General features: G+C 74.6%; 14 protein-coding genes. 10 read left to right on the plus strand and 4 right to left on the minus strand.

Annotated features, from left to right (window positions below; all coding sequences use genetic code 11):
- Positions 1–136 precede the first annotated feature (136 nt).
- Both ASD06_RS13760 and ASD06_RS13765 read left to right on the plus strand, forming a co-directional pair.
- Entirely contained in the window at positions 137–610 is a 474-nt protein-coding gene (locus ASD06_RS13760; protein ID WP_056678794.1) for an SRPBCC family protein, read from the plus strand.
- Positions 607–1,647: a YihY/virulence factor BrkB family protein gene (locus ASD06_RS13765; protein ID WP_056678797.1), complete on the plus strand. Its 1,041-nt coding sequence runs from the start codon at positions 607–609 to the stop codon at positions 1,645–1,647. The genes ASD06_RS13760 and ASD06_RS13765 overlap by 4 nt, the downstream gene beginning before the upstream one ends.
- 14 nt (positions 1,648–1,661) lie before the next feature.
- Here the strand turns inward: ASD06_RS13765 and ASD06_RS13770 are convergent, their stop codons facing one another.
- A complete protein-coding gene (locus ASD06_RS13770; protein ID WP_056678800.1) occupies positions 1,662–3,296 on the minus strand; it encodes an NAD(P)/FAD-dependent oxidoreductase in 1,635 nt (544 codons plus the stop codon).
- A 3-nt stretch (positions 3,297–3,299) separates the two neighbouring features.
- Entirely contained in the window at positions 3,300–4,079 is a 780-nt protein-coding gene (locus ASD06_RS13775; RefSeq protein ID WP_056678803.1) for a sigma-70 family RNA polymerase sigma factor, read from the minus strand.
- 253 nt (positions 4,080–4,332) lie between these two features.
- Here ASD06_RS13775 and ASD06_RS13780 point away from each other — a divergent pair, with 253 nt between their 5' ends.
- The 8 genes from ASD06_RS13780 to ASD06_RS13815 are packed head-to-tail and all read left to right on the plus strand — an operon-like array spanning position 4,333 to position 13,685.
- Entirely contained in the window at positions 4,333–5,976 is a 1,644-nt protein-coding gene (locus tag ASD06_RS13780) for a carbamoyltransferase C-terminal domain-containing protein (RefSeq protein WP_056678805.1), read from the plus strand.
- Positions 5,973–7,454, plus strand: coding sequence for an HAD-IIIA family hydrolase (locus ASD06_RS13785; RefSeq protein WP_056678809.1), 1,482 nt, complete (start codon positions 5,973–5,975; stop codon positions 7,452–7,454). Before ASD06_RS13780 ends, ASD06_RS13785 begins: the two co-directional genes overlap by 4 nt.
- The gene (locus ASD06_RS13790) at positions 7,451–8,464 is read left to right on the plus strand and encodes a glycosyltransferase family 9 protein (protein WP_056678812.1); all 1,014 of its coding nucleotides are present in this window, start codon (positions 7,451–7,453) and stop codon (positions 8,462–8,464) included. Before ASD06_RS13785 ends, ASD06_RS13790 begins: the two co-directional genes overlap by 4 nt.
- Positions 8,461–9,420 carry a glycosyltransferase gene (locus ASD06_RS13795; RefSeq protein WP_056678815.1) on the plus strand — a complete coding sequence of 320 codons (960 nt, stop codon included), beginning with the start codon at positions 8,461–8,463 and terminating at the stop codon, positions 9,418–9,420. The genes ASD06_RS13790 and ASD06_RS13795 overlap by 4 nt, the downstream gene beginning before the upstream one ends.
- Positions 9,420–10,682: a glycosyltransferase gene (locus ASD06_RS13800; RefSeq protein WP_056679309.1), complete on the plus strand. Its 1,263-nt coding sequence runs from the start codon at positions 9,420–9,422 to the stop codon at positions 10,680–10,682. Before ASD06_RS13795 ends, ASD06_RS13800 begins: the two co-directional genes overlap by 1 nt.
- The gene (locus ASD06_RS13805; protein ID WP_056678817.1) at positions 10,682–11,320 is read left to right on the plus strand and encodes an SIS domain-containing protein; all 639 of its coding nucleotides are present in this window, start codon (positions 10,682–10,684) and stop codon (positions 11,318–11,320) included. Before ASD06_RS13800 ends, ASD06_RS13805 begins: the two co-directional genes overlap by 1 nt.
- A complete protein-coding gene (locus tag ASD06_RS13810) occupies positions 11,317–12,702 on the plus strand; it encodes a PfkB family carbohydrate kinase (protein WP_235502345.1) in 1,386 nt (461 codons plus the stop codon). The genes ASD06_RS13805 and ASD06_RS13810 overlap by 4 nt, the downstream gene beginning before the upstream one ends.
- Positions 12,699–13,685: a glycosyltransferase family 9 protein gene (locus ASD06_RS13815; RefSeq protein ID WP_235502346.1), complete on the plus strand. Its 987-nt coding sequence runs from the start codon at positions 12,699–12,701 to the stop codon at positions 13,683–13,685. Before ASD06_RS13810 ends, ASD06_RS13815 begins: the two co-directional genes overlap by 4 nt.
- Here the strand turns inward: ASD06_RS13815 and ASD06_RS13820 are convergent.
- A complete protein-coding gene (locus tag ASD06_RS13820; RefSeq protein ID WP_056678820.1) occupies positions 13,675–14,625 on the minus strand; it encodes a UDP-glucuronic acid decarboxylase family protein in 951 nt (316 codons plus the stop codon). The two genes, ASD06_RS13815 and ASD06_RS13820, sit on opposite strands and share 11 nt — an antisense overlap.
- The gene (locus tag ASD06_RS13825) at positions 14,622–15,491 is read right to left on the minus strand and encodes a glycosyltransferase family 2 protein (protein ID WP_056678823.1); all 870 of its coding nucleotides are present in this window, start codon (positions 15,489–15,491) and stop codon (positions 14,622–14,624) included. Before ASD06_RS13825 ends, ASD06_RS13820 begins: the two co-directional genes overlap by 4 nt.
- Positions 15,492–15,502: the final 11 nt, after the last annotated feature.

Here is a 15,502-nt window from a genome sequence, read left to right on the forward strand (position 1 = left end):
GGCTGCAGCACGATCTGCACGGTGGGTCGCGTCGGTGGCCCGGTTTGCGTGCTGGGTCGCGGGGTAGCAGGGGGTCAGGGATGCTGCCAGGGTCCCTGTCCGTCGTCTGTCCACCGTCCCGAGCTGAGGCCATCCCATGACCGCTGTCACGCGCTACACCGTCGAGGCGCCTGCCTCCCACGTGTACGACGTCCTCGCCGACGGCTGGAGCTACGCCGCCTGGGTCGTGGGGGCCTCGCGGGTGCGTGACGTCGACGACACGTGGCCCGACGAGGGCGCGCGCATCCACCACTCCATCGGTGCCTGGCCGTTCTTGGTCAACGACAAGACCACGGTGATCGCGAGGTCGCGCAACGAGAGCATCGAGCTCGACGTGGCGGTGTTGTCGCTGGGACGCGGCCGGGTCACCTTGACCATCGAGCCGGCGGGCGACCGCCGCTGCACCGTCGAGATGCGTGAGCACATGTACGAGGGCCTGCTGTCGAAGGTGCCCGACGCCGTCATCGACCCGCTGCTCCACCACCGCAACGTCGAGTCGCTGCGCCGCCTGGCTGCCATCGCCGAGGGCCGCGGCGCCGCGACGGGCACCGAGCGAGAGGACGACTCGTGAGTAGCTACCGCCCGGGCGACCCCGACAGCCCCCGCAAGCCCTCCGATCCCACCGACCTGCACAAGTCCTCGTGGAAGTTCGCGGCCAAGAACGCCTTCCGCGAGTTCATGGACGACGACTGCACCGACCTCGCGGCCGCCCTCACCTACTACGCGGTGCTGTCGATCTTCCCGGCGGCCACTGCGGTGCTGTCCCTGATCGGCGTGTTCGGGAAGGGGCCGCAGACGGTCGACACGCTCCTGGGCGTCGCGTCCGATGTCGGAGCGGGCTCGATCACCGAGGCCGTGCGCGGACCGCTCACCCAGCTCAGCACCTCGACGACCGCCGGCCCGGCGCTGGTCGTGAGCGTGCTCGTCGCCCTCTGGTCGGCGTCGACGTACGTCGGCGCGTTCGGCCGCGCGATGAACCGCATCTACGAGATCGACGAGGGTCGGCCGTTCTGGAAGCTGCGTCCGCTGCAGATGCTGATCACGCTGGTCGCCGTGCTGCTCGTGGTGCTCATCGCGCTCGGCCTGGTCGTGACCGGTCCGCTCGCGGCGGCCCTCGGCCGTCTGCTGGGCCTCAGCTCGGTAGCCGTCACCGTCTGGAACGTCGCCAAGTGGCCCGTGATCGTCGCGCTGGCGGTCGTGATCATCGCGATCCTCTACTACGCCACGCCGAACGTGAAGCAGCCGAAGTTCCGCTGGATGAGCCTCGGCGCCTTCGTCGCCCTGGTCGTGTGGGCCGTCGCGTCGGTCGGCTTCGGCATCTACGTCTCCAACTTCAGCAACTACGGCAAGTTCTACGGGGCGCTAGCGGGAGTGATCATCTTCTTGCTGTGGCTGTGGATCACGAACCTGTCGCTGCTGTTGGGAGCCGAGGTGAACTCGGAGATCGAGCGCAGCCGGCAACTGCAGGCCGGGATGGCTGCGGCGGAGGAGCTGCAGCTCCCTGTGCGCGACGACCGGGGCATCGAGAAGAAGCGCGAGCGCGAGCGCGAGCAGGTGGCCCAGGCCCGCGCCCTGCGCGAGCAGGCCGTCGACGTCCGCGAGCGCTGACGCCCCTCGGTCGATCAGCGGACGGGCGGGCCGACCTGGCGGTCGGGGAAGAGCCGCCGCCGCGCCGCCCGGCGGACGGGAGCGGTGAGCCGCCCGTGCAGCCCGGCGTCGTGCAGTGCCGCGACGGCGGCGTTGTGGCCGCACGAGCCGTGGACGCCGCCCCCGGGGTGGGCCGACGCGCCGGCGAGGTAGAGGCCCTCGATGGGCAGGCGGGCCCCCCACGTCCCGGGCAGCGGGCGCAGGACGAGCTGCTGGTGCAGCTGCGCCGTCCCGCCGTTGAGGGCTCCGCGCACGAGGCTCGCGTCGGCGTCCTGCAGATCGTGCGGCGTCTGCACGAAGTGGTCGTACGCGCCGTCGAGCGCGCCGGGGGCGTATCGCTCGATGACGTCGCTCACCCGGTGCACGTGCTCGCGCGCGACCCGCTCGAGCGTGGCGGCGTCGGCGTGCACGAGGGCTCGCGGCAGGTGCGTGTAGGCCCACAGCACCTCGTGCCCTGCCGGTGCGCGGGTGGGGTCGGCGGTGGCCATCTGGCCGGTGAGCAGGAAGGGGTCGTCGGGAGTGCGACCGGAGTCGAGGTCGGCGGCCCACCGCACGGACGGGCCGACCGTGCGCCCGACGTGCACGGTGCCGGCCCGCCGGGCAGCGCTGGCCCGCCACGGGACGGCGTGGGGCAGCACCCAGTTGACCTTGAGCGTGGGCAGGTCGCGCTCGAAGCGGCGCAGGTCGTCGACTGCGGAGCGCGGCAGGTGCGAGTGCCCGACGAGGTGGCCGAGCAGCAGCTCGACGTCGAGCGCGGCCAGCACCCCGCGGCGGGCGCGGATCTCGCGCCCGTCAGCGGTGCGGACGCCGGTCGCGCGCCCTGCGCTGACCTCGACCGACTCGACGGGCACGTGCTCCTCCACGCGGGCACCGGCTGCGCGTGCTCGCCGCGCCAGCGCCTGCGCGAGCTCGCCCGCGCCCCCCTCGGGCACCGGGAAGCCGACGTCCTGGGCCAGCATGCACAGCAGCCAGCCGAACGCGCCGCTGCCGGCGGCATTCGGTGGGATGTCGGCGTGCTGGCTGTTGCCGACGATGAGCTGGCGCGCCGCCTCGCCGCCGAAGAGCTCCTCACCCATGCGGGTGGCCGGCAGCGCCAGCAGGCGCGCCATGCGTGGCGCGCCCGCGACGCCCATGGCGCGTGCAAGACGCGCGGCCGCGCCCACCGGGGGCCACGGGCCGAGCAGCGCGTCGAGCATCGGCCCGCGCAGGCGGCGCCACTCGGCGACCAGCTCCAACCAGCGGTCGCCGTCGCCGGGGTACCACGCGTCGAGCCCGGCGGCCGTGCGCTGCGGGTCGTGCTCGATGACGGCGCCGCGCTCGTCGTCGGGTGACATCGGCTGCGCGACGACGGCGTCCGCCCGTCGCCATCTCAGACCGTGCGCCTCGAGTTCAAGCCGTTGCAGCACAGGCGATCCGGCCGACAGGGGATAGAAGGCACTGAAGAGGTCGACGACGGCGTCGCCGCGCTGCTGCGAGCGCACCGCGCCACCCACCTCGTGCGCCTCGAGCAGCACGACGTCCCACCCGCGGTCAGCCAGCGTCGCGGCGGCGACGAGCCCGTTGACACCGCCGCCCACGACGACGGCGTCGACCAGCTCAGGTGCAGGCACGCGTCACCGCACTCCGCTGCCGGCGAGCGGCTGCTCGCCGAGCGCGGCGAGCCGGAGTCGCTGCAGCAGCTGGGAGAGCAGGCGCGAGACCTGCATCTGCGTGACGCCGATCCGGTCGGCGATCTGCTGCTGCGTCGCGCCGCCGTAGAACCGCAGGGCGAGGATCAGCTGCTCGCGCTCGGTGAGCTGGTTGATGAGCGGCCGCACGGCCGTCGCGTCGAGGAGGTCGTCGATCTGCGACGCCTCGCCCTGGGCGTGCGCGAGGTGCACGTCGGCTGCCGAGTCGGCACCGGCCCAGTCCGAGGCCTCGGTGCCCGGCGGGGGCGCGTCGAGCGAGATCGCGTTGTACCCCTCCGAGGCCATGCGCGCCTCGTCGACCTCGTCGCTGTCGACGGCCAGGTACTCGGCCATCTCGCCCGTGGTGGGGCGGCGGGCGAGGCGCTGGCTCAGCACGTCCTCGGCGTCGCGCAGCCGGCCGCGCAGCTCCTGCAGCCGGCGCGGCGGGCGCACGTCCCAGCCGCGGTCGCGGAAGTGGCGGCGCAGCTCGCCGGTCATCGTGGGTACCGCGTACGCGGCGAAGTTGAAACCCGCCTCGGGCCGGTACTTCTGGGCGGCCTTCACCAGGCCGAGGCACGCGACCTGCACCAGGTCGTCGTACTGTTCGCCGCGCTCGCGGTAGCGCCCCGCGACGCCTCGGGCCAGGCGCAGGTTCTCGCGGACGAGGCGGTCGACGTCGGCCGGCGAGTTGATCACGTCGTCGGCGCTCGCGCTGGGGAAGTCCATCGGTCCTCCGTGGGTCGAAGGCGTGATGGCAGCTGCTGAACCATCCGGGGTTGTCAGTGCAACACGGGCCGCCACGCCCGGCCACTGGAGCGGCTCCTTCAACGAGTGGCGTGACGTTGCGTGGTCAGTGGTGACCGGAGTGCGACCGGGCCGGGCGGCAGCCCATCGAGAAGCGCTACTTGGCGTGTAACAAGCGCTTCCGCGGGTATGCGAGTGACAGACCACGTCCTCGACCCGACTCAGGAGGCGCGCAGTGCGAGTACTCGGTGTGAACACGGTCTTCCACGACCCGGCCTCTGCGCTGGTGGTCGACGGCCGGATCGTGGCGGCTGCCGAGGAGGAGCGCTTCAACCGGTGCAAGCACGGGAAGCCGAACGTGCCCTTCTCGGCGTGGGAGATGCCGGTGCTGTCGGCGGCGTGGTGCCTGCGCGAGGCCGGCCTGCACCCGGAGGACCTCGACGTCGTCGCCTGCTCGTTCGACCCCGCGCTGACCGCGTCGCCCGACGAGCTCTCGCTCGATGACCCCTGGGACCACCTGCGCGTCGAGTTCGCCCGCCGCACCCCGACCCTGCTCGCCGACGCTCTGCCCGGGCTGGACCCCGCGAAGGTGCGTTTCGTGCCGCACCACACCGCCCACTCGGCGAGCGCGGCCCTGGCGGGGCCGTACCGCACGTGCGCTTCGCTGGTGCTCGACGGCCGCGGTGAGCGAGCCTCGCACCAGTCCGGCCACTACGTCGACGGCGCCCTCGAGGTGCTCGCGGCGCAGTCGCTGCCGAGCTCGCTCGGGTTCCTCTACGAGGACCTCACCGAGCACCTCGGCTTCCACCGCTCGAGCGACGAGTACAAGGTCATGGCCCTCGCGAGCTACGGAGAGCCGCGCCACCTCTCCGACTTCACCGACCTGGTGCGGGTCACGGACGACGGCGGCTTCGTCACCGAGAAGGTCGACTGGGAGGCCTACGCCCCCCGCGGCGACGGGCAGCTCACGAGCGTGCACGCCGACCTGGCCGCGACGGTGCAGAAGCGGCTCGAGCAGGTGCTGCTGCAGCTCGCCACGTGGCTGCACGACGCGACCGGCGAGCGGTACCTCACGATGGCCGGTGGCACGGCGCTGAACTGCGTCGCCAACTCGGTGCTGCTGCGCGAGGGGCCGTTCGACGACATCTGGGTGCAGCCGGCGGCTGGTGACGCCGGCACGGCGCTGGGTGCCGCGCTGCACACCGCCCGCGAGCACGACGCTCTCGGCGATCCCATGGGCTCGGCCGCTCTGGGCCGCGGGTTCAGCGACGACGAGCTCGAGCAGGTGCTGCGGACGGCGCGCGTGCCGTACGAGCGGCCCGACGACCTGGCCGCGTCCGTGGCGGACGACCTCGCCGAGAACCGGGTCATCGCGTGGTTCCAGGGGCGCAGCGAGTACGGCCCACGGGCGCTGGGTCACCGCTCGTTGCTGGCGCACCCCGGGCTCAAGGAGAACCTCGAGCTGCTCAACGACATCAAGGGCCGCGAGCAGTTCCGCCCGGTAGCGCCGCTCGTGCTGCTGGAGCGCGCCCACGACGTGTTCGACGGCAAGGTGCCCAGCCCCTACATGCTCTTCGTGCACGAGGTGCACGACGACTGGGCCGACCGCATCCCGGCTGTCGTGCACGTCGACGGGACGGCGCGGGCGCAGACCGTCGACCGGCGCGACGAGCCGCTCCTCGCCTCGCTGCTCGACGCCTTCGAGGCCCGCACCGGCCTCCCGGTGCTGGTGAACACCAGCCTCAACACCGCCGGCCGCCCGATGGTCGACAGCCCGCAGGACGCCCTCGAGCTGTTCGGCTCGGCGCCGGTCGACGTCCTGGTGCTCGGCCCCTTCGTGGTGCGTCGCGCTGACCTGTACTCCCAGGCGGCGCAGTGAGCGGCTGGTCCGTCGTCATCCCCAGCCTTGGCCGCCCGAGCCTGGCCGCGCTGCTGGAAACCCTTGCCGCGCAACCGCACCAGCCGGACGCCGTGCTGGTCGTTGACGACCGTCCTCAGCCCGACAGCCCCCTGGACCTGGCCGCGATGCCAGGTGCGCGCGCGCTGGTCGGTGGCGGCCGCGGCCCGGCGCACGCGCGCAACGTGGGCTGGCAGGCGGCGACCACCGAATGGGTCGTGTTCGTCGACGACGACGTGCTGCTGCCTGAGGACTGGTCGCAGCGCCTGCTCGCCGACCTCGACGGGCTCGGCACCGACGTCGCCGGCAGCCAGGCGCGGCTGCACGTCCCGCTGCCGGCGGGTCGGCGTCCGACCGACTGGGAACGCGGCACAGCCGGCCTCGCGACCGCGTCGTGGATCACGGCCGAGATGGCCTACCGCAGAACGGCTCTGGTCGAGGTCGGCGGCTTCGACGAGCGATTCCCGCGCGCGTTCCGCGAGGACGCCGACCTGGCGTGGCGGGTGACGCAGCAGGGCCCCATGCTGGTGAAGGGCACCCGCGAGGTGGTGCACCCCGTGCGCCCGACGGGCCCGTGGGCCAGCCTGCACCAGCAGCGCGGCAACGCCGACGACGCGCTCATGCGCCGGCTGCACGGCCCGACCTGGCGCGCCGACACGATCTGCCCACCTGGACGCTTCGGTCAGCACGTGACGACGGTGGCGGTCGCTGGAGCAGCCCTGCTCGCCGGAGCGACGGGCCACCGCCGCGTGGCGGGCGCGGCGGCAGCGGCGTGGGCTGCTCTGACCGCCGAGTTCGCCTGGCGCCGCATCGCGCCGGGGCCGCGCACCGGCGAGGAGGTGCGCCGCATGCTCCTGACCTCGGTAGCCATCCCGTTCGCCGCGGTCTGGCACCGTGCCGCGGGCGAGTGGCGCCACCGCGACGCCGCGCCGTGGCGCGCTCCGCTCAAGGCCGTGCTGTTCGACCGCGACGGCACGCTCGTCGAGGACGTGCCGTACAACGGCGACCCCGACAAGGTGCGACCGGTAGAGGGTGCGGCGCAGGCGCTGAAGCGGCTGCGCGACAACGGGATCGCCGTCGGAGTGGTCACCAACCAGTCGGCGGTGGGCCGTGGGCTGCTCACCCGCGAACAGGTCGACGCCGTCAACGCGCGGGTCGAGGAGCTGCTCGGCCCCTTCGACACCTGGCAGGTGTGCCCGCACGATCCGGCCGACGGCTGCTCGTGCCGCAAGCCGCAGCCGGGCCTCGTGCAGGCCGCGGCGCGCGAGCTGGGCGTGCGGCCGCACGAGCTGGCCGTGGTGGGCGACATCGGCTCGGACGTCGAGGCAGCCGGTGCGGCCGGTAGCGCCGCCGTCCTGGTACCCACCCCCGTGACCCTGGCCGAGGAGGTCGAGGCCGCGCCGCTACGGGCCGCCACCCTCACCGAGGCGGTCGACCTGCTGCTGGGGAGCCGCTCATGACACGCACCCTGGTGGCCCGGCTCGACAGCGACGGCGACGTGCTGCTCGCCGGTCCCGCCGTGCGCGCCGCGGCCGCGACCAGCGACCACGTGACCCTGCTCGTCGCGCCGTCCGGAGAGCAGGCTGCGCGCCTGCTGCCCGGTGTCGACGAGGTGCTCACCTGGGCCTGCCCGTGGACCGGCTTCGTCCCGCCGCCGTTCGACGGCGCCGCCGTCCTGGCCTTCGTCGAGCGGCTGCGCGCCTGCCGGGCCGACGTCGCCGTGGTGCTGACCTCCGACCACCAGAGCCCGCTGCCGCTGGCCCTGCTGCTGCGGCTCGCTGGTGTGCCCCGCGTCGTCGCGTCGAGCCACGACTACCCGGGCTCGCTGCTCGACGTCCGGCACCCGCCGGGCGGCCCGCACGAGGTCGAGCGCAACCTCTCGCTCGTCGCCGCCGCGGGCTTCGCGCCGTCGGCGGGCGACACCGGCCGGCTGGCCCTGCGCCCGGACCTGCCGCCGCGACCCCGCGAGCTCGCCGGCGTGGAGCAGTACGTCGTGCTGCACCCCACGGCATCGGTGCCGGCCCGCAGCCTGGCCCCCGCGCACGCGGCCGCGGTCGCCCGCGCGCTGCGCGCCGACGGCCACACCGTCGTCCTCACCGGCACCGACGTCGACCGCCCCCTGGCCGACGCGCTCGGTGACGAGGTCGTCTCGCTCACCGGTCGCACCACCTTCGCCGAGCTGGCCGCAGTGCTGGCCGGCGCCGCGTGCGCCGTCGCCGTCAACACCGGCCCCGCGCACCTGGCCGCCGCCGTGGGCACGCCGGTGGTCAGCCTCTTCGCGCCGGTGGTGCCGGTGGAGGCCTGGCGCCCCTGGGGCGTTCCCACGGTCGTGCTCGGCGACCAGCGCGCGCCCTGCGCCGGCACCCGGGCCCGCACCTGCCCCGTCGAGGGCCACCCCTGCCTAGCCGTCATCTCACCCGCGGACGTCGTCAGCGCCGTCCGCCAGCTGCGTCGGGAGGTCGCCGCATGAGGATCCTGCTCTGGCACGTGCACGGCTCGTGGACGACCGCGTTCGTCCAAGGGCGGCACGAGTACGTCGTCCCGGTGCTGCCCGACCGCGGACCCGACGGGCTCGGTCGCGCGCGCACCTGGGACTGGCCGGCGTCCGTCGTCGAGCTGCCGCCCGAGCAGCTCGCCGACCCGCGGCCGGACGTCGTGGTGCTGCAGCGGCCGGACGACCTCAAGCTGCTCGAGGACTGGACCGGTCTGCGGGCGGGTGTCGACGTGCCGGCCGTCTACGTCGAGCACAACACCCCCCGCGGGGACGTCGACGAGTGGCGGCACCCACTGGCCGACCAGACCCGAGTCCCGATCGCGCACGTGACGCACTTCAACCGCGCGATGTGGGACACCGGCCGCGCGCCCGTGCACGTCGTGGAGCACGGGGTGCTCGATCCCGGCCCGATCTGGACCGGCGAGCTGCCCCGGCTGTCGATGAGCGTCAACGAGCCCGTGCGGCGCTGGCGGGTGGCGGGCATGGACCTCGCCGCGCGCCTTGCCGAGCAGGTGCCGGTGGACGTCTACGGGATGGGCGTCGAGGGTCTGGCGGCTCGCGACGCGGCGTTCGCGGACGGGCGGCACGAGGACGACCTGCCGCAGCACCAGCTGCACCAGCGGATGGCGCAGCACCGCGCCTACCTGCACACCTACCGCTGGACCAGCCTGGGCCTGTCGCTGCTCGAGGCGATGGTGCTGGGCAGCCCGGTACTGGCGCTGGCCGCCACGGAGGCGCCCACCGCGGTGCCCCCCGAGGCCGGCCTGGTCACCGCCGACGTCGACCTGCTGGCCGCGACCGCCCGCCGCCTCGTGAACGACCCCGCCGAAGCCGCCGAGCGCGGCCGCGCCGCCCGCGACCACGTGCTGGCGCACTACGGCGTGCAGCGCTTCCTGACCGACTGGGACGACCTGCTGGAGGGGATGCTGTGATGCGCATCGCGATGGTGTCCGAGCACGCGAGCCCGCTCGCCGTCCTCGGCGGAGAGGACGCCGGCGGCCAGAACGTGCACGTGGCCGCGTTGTCGACCGAGCTGGCTCGCCGCGGTCACGAGGTGACGGTGTACACGCGCCGCGACGACCCCGATCTGCCTGAGCGCCAGGCGTTCGCGCCCGGCGTCGAGGTCGTGCACGTGCCGGCCGGCCCCGCCGAGACCGTGCCCAAGGACGACCTGCTGCCCTACATGGCCGACCTGGCACTGTGGTTGCGGCGCGAGTGGACCGGTGAACGGCGCCCGGACGTCGTGCACGCGCACTTCTGGATGTCGGCGCTCGCCACCCGTGACGCCCTGCGCGTGCACGAGGACCCGCCGCCGGCCGCCGTGACCTTCCACGCTCTCGGCGTGGTCAAGCGCCGCCACCAGGGCGCTCAGGACACCAGCCCTCCGCAACGGCTCGGCATCGAGCGGCGGCTCGTCCACGACCTGGACGCCGTGATCGCGACCTGCCGTGACGAGGTGTCGGAGCTGCTCGACCTCGGCGCAGACCCCCAGCGCCTGCACGTCGTGCCCTGCGGCGTCGACCTCGACCGGTTCGCGCCCCAGGGGTCGCGGCGCTCGCCGTGGACGTCGGGCACCACCCGGCTGCTGTGCTTGGGCCGCCTGGTCGAGCGCAAGGGCATCGAGACCGCGATCGAGGCGCTGCAGCAGCTGCCGGACGCAGAGCTGGTCGTCGCGGGCGGCCCGCCGGCGGGCCGCGAGGACGCCGACGTGCGCCGGCTGCGCGCGCACGCAGCCCGCTGCGGCGTCGGCGACCGCGTGAACCTGCTCGGCGCGGTGAGCCAGGACGACGCCGCCGCCCTGCTGCGTGCGGCCGACGTCGTGGTCGCCGTCCCCTGGTACGAGCCGTTCGGCATCGTGCCGTTGGAGGCCATGGCGAGCGGCACGCCCGTGGTGGCGTCCGCCGTCGGCGGGATGCTCGACACCGTCGAGCCCGGCGTCACCGGAGAGCACGTACCGCCGCGCGATCCGGCCGCGGTGGCGCAGGCGGTGCGGCGCATCGTGTCGCGCCCCGACCGCCTGCACCGACTCGGTCGCGCCGGCGTCGATCGGGTGCGTCGCCAGTTCGCGTGGTCGCACGTCGCGGCCGAGACCGAAGCCGTGTACGCGCGGCTGCTGCCGTCGTCCGTCGACGTCCGCGAGCCGGCGCTCATCCGAGCGCGCGGCCTCGACCGCACGACTCCCGAGGAGGCCTGATGAGCACCCTTCGCACCACCTCGTCCTACGGCACGCTGAGCGACCACCTCGACGACCTGTCGAGCGGGCTGGCTGACCTGGTGCGGCAGGAGCGCGAGGTCGAGGAGTGGGGACGCCGGCTCGCGCGCTGCCTGGACGGCGGCCGCCTGCTCGTGGCGGGCAACGGCGGCAGCGCGGCAGAGGCGCAGCACCTGACGGCCGAGCTCGTGGGCCGCTTCGAGGGTGAGCGTCGCCCGCTGTCGGCGATCGTGCTGCACGGCGACACCTCCACGGTCACGGCGGTGTGCAACGACTACGGCGGCGACGAGGTCTTCGCCCGCCAGGTGGAGGCGCACGGCCGCCCGGGTGACGTGCTGCTGCTGCTGTCGACCAGCGGGCGCAGCGCCAACCTGCTGCGCGCCGCCGAGCGCGCGCGCGGCGCCGACGTCGACGTGTGGGCGATGACCGGCCCGACACCGAACCCGTTGGCGCGCATGGCCGATCGCGTGATCAGCGTCGACGCGCAGTCGACGTCGGCGATCCAGGAGGGACACCTCGTGGCGGTGCACGCCCTGTGCGCCGCGGTCGAGCGCGCCCTGGCGCAGCAGCCGGCGCACACCGTCGACCTGCGCGCCCACACCGCCGGCGCCGCCCTGTGAGCGACGTGCCAGCGCCCACGGTGCGCCTGCTGGTGATCGGTGACGCGCTGCTCGATCGCGACGTGAACGGCCACGTCGCGCGCGTAGCCCCCGACGCGCCGGTGCCGGTGGTCGACGTCCGCGAGGTCAGCGAGCGGCCGGGTGGCGCCGGCCTGGCCGCGCTGCTCGCGGCCCGACCTGGCGTCGACGTCACGCTCGCTACCGGCATCGGTACCGACGCGGCCGGCGACCGCCTGCGCGCGCTGCTCGGTGACGTCGGGGTGCATCCGGTGCTGTCACCGCCCACGACGATCGGCAAGACGAGGGTGCGCGCGCAGGGTCAGTCGCTCGTGCGCATCGACGACGCCGGTCACCTGCTGGGCGGGGTGGACCCACTGGAAGAGCTGGGAGACAACGGTTGCGACGCCGTCGACGAGGTGGCGCTCGAGCGGCTCGTGCGCTCCTGCGACGCGGTGCTCGTCGCCGACTACGGCGGCCCGGTGACGCGGCACCCCGCCGTCCGGTCGGTGCTGCAGCGCGTCGCGCACCGGCTGCCGATCGTCTGGGACCCGCACCCGCGCGGCGAGACTCCGGTGCCCGGCGTCCGCGCCGCCACGCCCAACCACGTTGAGGCCCAAGGCTTCGCGCGCGACTCCAGCAGCCCACTCGACGTCGTCGGCGAGAGCCTTCGCGACGCCTGGCACGCTCAGGCCGTGGTCGTCACCGACGGCGATCGCGGTGCCGTGGTCGTGGACGGCGACGCCGACCCGGTGCGCACCCCGGCCGGTGAGTGCGCCGACGGCGTCGACACCTGCGGGGCCGGCGATCGCTTCGCCGGGGCCGTGGCGCTCGGCCTCGCCCGCGGTGCACAGCTCGTGGACGCCGTGCGCGCCGCCTCCACCGACGTCGCGGCCTGGCTCGCGGCCGGGGGAGTGGCGACGTGCCACCCGGGCGGGACGCCGGCCCCCACCGACGTCCGGGCGCGCGGCGGCACCGTCGTGGCGACCGGCGGCTGCTTCGACGTCCTGCACGCCGGTCACGTGGCGCTGCTCGAGGCGGCTCGCGGCTTCGGTGACCAGCTCGTCGTGCTGCTCAACTCCGACGCCGGCGTGCGGCGACTCAAGGGACCGACCCGGCCGGTGAACTCCGTGGCCGACCGGGCCCGCCTGCTCGAGGCGTTGCGGTGCGTCGACGCGGTCGTCGTCTTCGAGGACGACGACCCGAGCGCCACGTTGAGCCGCCTGCGGCCCGACGTGTGGGTCAAGGGTGGCGACTACGCGCCCGCCGACCTCCCGGAGGCTCGCGTGGTCGAGGCGTACGGCGGCCGGATCGAGATCGTCCCGCTGCTCGACGGCCGCTCGACCACGACGGTGCTCGCCCGGGCCGACGCGGCGCGGCGGTGACGGCGCCGGTGGTCGGCGAGAGCGAGCCGGTGCTGGCGCTGCGGGCCATCGGCCTGGGGGACGCCCTCACCGGCGTCCCGGCCCTGCGCGGCCTGCGCCGTCGCTTCGCGCCGCGCCCGGTGCTGCTGGCCGCGCCGGCCGCGCTCGGCCGGTGGATGACGGACCTGGGGGTGGTCGACGGCTACGTGCCCACACGCGACCTCGACGACCAGCCACCTGGGCTCGCACTCGGCCCGCACGACGCCGTCGACCTGCACGGCAACGGGCCGCTCAGCCGCGACCTGCTCACCGCCGCCCGGCCCGGCCAGGTGCTGTCGTTCGCGCCGCCCGACCCGGCGGCCGAGGTGCCGCAGACCTGGGTCGAGTGGACGCCGGACGAGCACGAGGTGCACCGGTGGATCCGGCTCGTGGGGGCCTGGGGCGCCGAGGCGAGCGTGGACGACCTGCGGCTGCTGCCGCGTCCGGACGGGCCGCACCGGCCGAAGCCGGCCACTGGGCGCGTCATCGTGCACCCGGGCGCGGCCTACGGCTCGCGCCGCTGGCCGGTCGATCGCTTCGCCGCGGTCGCCCGTGAGCTCGCGGCCCGCGGCCACGACGTCGTGATCACCGGCGGCCCGACCGAGCGCTCCCTGTGCGCCCAGGTCGCTGAGCTGGCCGACCTGCCGGCCACCGCGAGCACAGCCGGAACCCTCGAGCTGCCGCAGCTGGCCGGGCTCGTGCGTGACGCCGCCCTCGTCGTCTGCGGCGACACCGGTATCGCGCACCTGGCCACTGCTCTGGCGGTGCCGTCGGTGCTGCTGTTCGGCCCCGTGGCGCCGTCCGCGTGGGGTCCGGCCATCGACGCCGACCTGCACACCGTGCTCTGGCACGGCGACGGCACCGGCGACCCGCACGGTGCGGCACCCGATCCCCACCTGCTGCAGGTCACGGTCGACGAGGTGCTGACCGCGTCCCAGCACCTCGCGGCGCCGGTCAGGCGCTGAGGGCGGCCAGCGAGCGGAACCACGCGACGGTCCGACCGAGCCCGGCCGCCCACGTGACGGTGGGCTCCCAGCCCAGGCGCTCGCGGGCGAGGGTGGTGTCCGGACGCCGGACGCCCGGGTCGTCCACCGGGCGGTCGATGAACTCGATGCTCGAGCGCGACCCCACGGCGTCGATGACGTCGTGCGCGATCTGCAGCACCGAGCGCTCGTCGGGGTTGCCGATGTTGACCGGACCCTGCTCGTGGCTGTCGGCCAGCGCCAGGATCCCGGCCACCGTGTCATCGACGTAGCAGACCGAGCGGGTCTGCGAGCCGTCACCGGCCACGGTCACGGGTTCACCGGCCAGTGCCTGCCGCACGAAGGTCGGGATGGCCCGGCCGTCGTTGGGCCGCATGCGCGGGCCGTAGGTGTTGAACAGCCGCACGATCGCGGTGTCGACGCCCTCGGCGCGGTGGTAGGCCATGGTGAGCGCCTCGCCGTAGCGCTTCGCCTCGTCGTAGACGCCGCGCGGGCCCACGGGGTTGACGTGCCCCCAGTACCCCTCGGGCTGCGGGTGCACCTGCGGGTCGCCGTACACCTCGGAGGTCGAGGCGAGCAGGAAGCGCGCGTTCTTGGCCTTGGCGAGGCCGAGCGCGTGCCACGTGCCGACGCTGCCGACCTTGAGCGTCTCGAGGGGGAGCTTCAGGTAGTCGATCGGCGAGGCGGGGGACGCGAAGTGCAGCACCAGGTCGACCCGGCCGCCGACGTGCACGAAGTCGACGAGGTCGCAGCGCAGCAGGGTGAACCGCGGGTGGTCCATGAGGTGGGCCACGTTCTGCGGGCCGCCGGTGAGGAAGTTGTCGATGCAGACCACCTCGTCCCCGCGGCGCAGCAGCTCCTCGCACAGGTGGCTGCCGATGAACCCTGCCCCGCCGGTCACCACGACTCGCTTCGCGCTCATGGGTAGTCGATACCCACCGTCGGCGTGCTCAAACCGCGCTCCAGCAGGCGGGCCCGCGCCTCGACGTGCGGCGGGACGACGTGCCGCCGGGCCAGCGCCCGGCCGGCCCGGCGCGACAGCGTGCCCCAGCCCTCCTGCCGAGCCGCCGAGCGCGCAGCCCACCGCTCGCGCACCACCGGCCACGGGCGACGCATCAGCGCCGTCAGCACGAGGTTGCGCTCGATAAGGGCCTGGCGCGCCACCGGCGTCGAGCGCACGGGTGACGGCAGGTGGTGGGCCACGACGTCACCGACGTACGCCAGTCCCCAGCCGGACGACGCGAGGTCGAGCGCGACCCGCTCCTCCTCGCCGGCGAAGAACACGACGTCGTCGAAACCGCCCACGCCCAGAAACGCCTCGCGCCGCACGACCGCCGCGCAGGCGATGAAGCCGAGGACGTCGGGCCCGGGCAGGTCGGCTGCCTGACCCAGCGGCGCGCTCGCCATGGCCGCGCTCACGGCGTCGACGCGCTCGTCGTCTCCCACGCGCACCTGCGCCGCCAGCAGGCCGAGGCGGGGGTGCTGGGCGAACGCCTCGGCGGCGACGGCGAGCGCCCCCGGGTGCCACCACGAGTCGTCGTCGGCGAAGGCCACCAGGGGCGTGCGGGCGCGGGCCGCGCCGATCGTGCGGGCCACGGCACCGCGGTTGCGCCCCAGGGCCAGCACCTCGACGTCCGGACGCCGCAGCGACGCCACCGCGCCGGCCGTGCCGTCCGTGGAGCCGTTGTCGACGACGATCACCGGCCCCTCGAGCCGCTGCACGGTGCGCAGCAGCTCGTCGCGTCGGTTGCGGGTCATGACGACGGTGGTGGTGGCGAGTTGGGGCATGTCGGGGGGTT

It is taken from the genome of Angustibacter sp. Root456, assembly GCF_001426435.1.
Taxonomy (GTDB): domain Bacteria; phylum Actinomycetota; class Actinomycetes; order Actinomycetales; family Angustibacteraceae; genus Angustibacter.

Coding starts and splice junctions, on each gene's coding strand:
- ASD06_RS13760 (WP_056678794.1), top strand. CDS start 137: ATGACCGCTGTCACGCGCTACACCGTCGAGGCGCCTGCCTCCCACGTG.
- ASD06_RS13775 (WP_056678803.1), bottom strand. CDS start 4,079: ATGGACTTCCCCAGCGCGAGCGCCGACGACGTGATCAACTCGCCGGCC.
- ASD06_RS13790 (WP_056678812.1), top strand. CDS start 7,451: ATGACACGCACCCTGGTGGCCCGGCTCGACAGCGACGGCGACGTGCTG.
- ASD06_RS13795 (WP_056678815.1), top strand. CDS start 8,461: ATGAGGATCCTGCTCTGGCACGTGCACGGCTCGTGGACGACCGCGTTC.
- ASD06_RS13800 (WP_056679309.1), top strand. CDS start 9,420: ATGCGCATCGCGATGGTGTCCGAGCACGCGAGCCCGCTCGCCGTCCTC.
- ASD06_RS13805 (WP_056678817.1), top strand. CDS start 10,682: ATGAGCACCCTTCGCACCACCTCGTCCTACGGCACGCTGAGCGACCAC.
- ASD06_RS13820 (WP_056678820.1), bottom strand. CDS start 14,625: ATGAGCGCGAAGCGAGTCGTGGTGACCGGCGGGGCAGGGTTCATCGGC.
- ASD06_RS13825 (WP_056678823.1), bottom strand. CDS start 15,491: ATGCCCCAACTCGCCACCACCACCGTCGTCATGACCCGCAACCGACGC.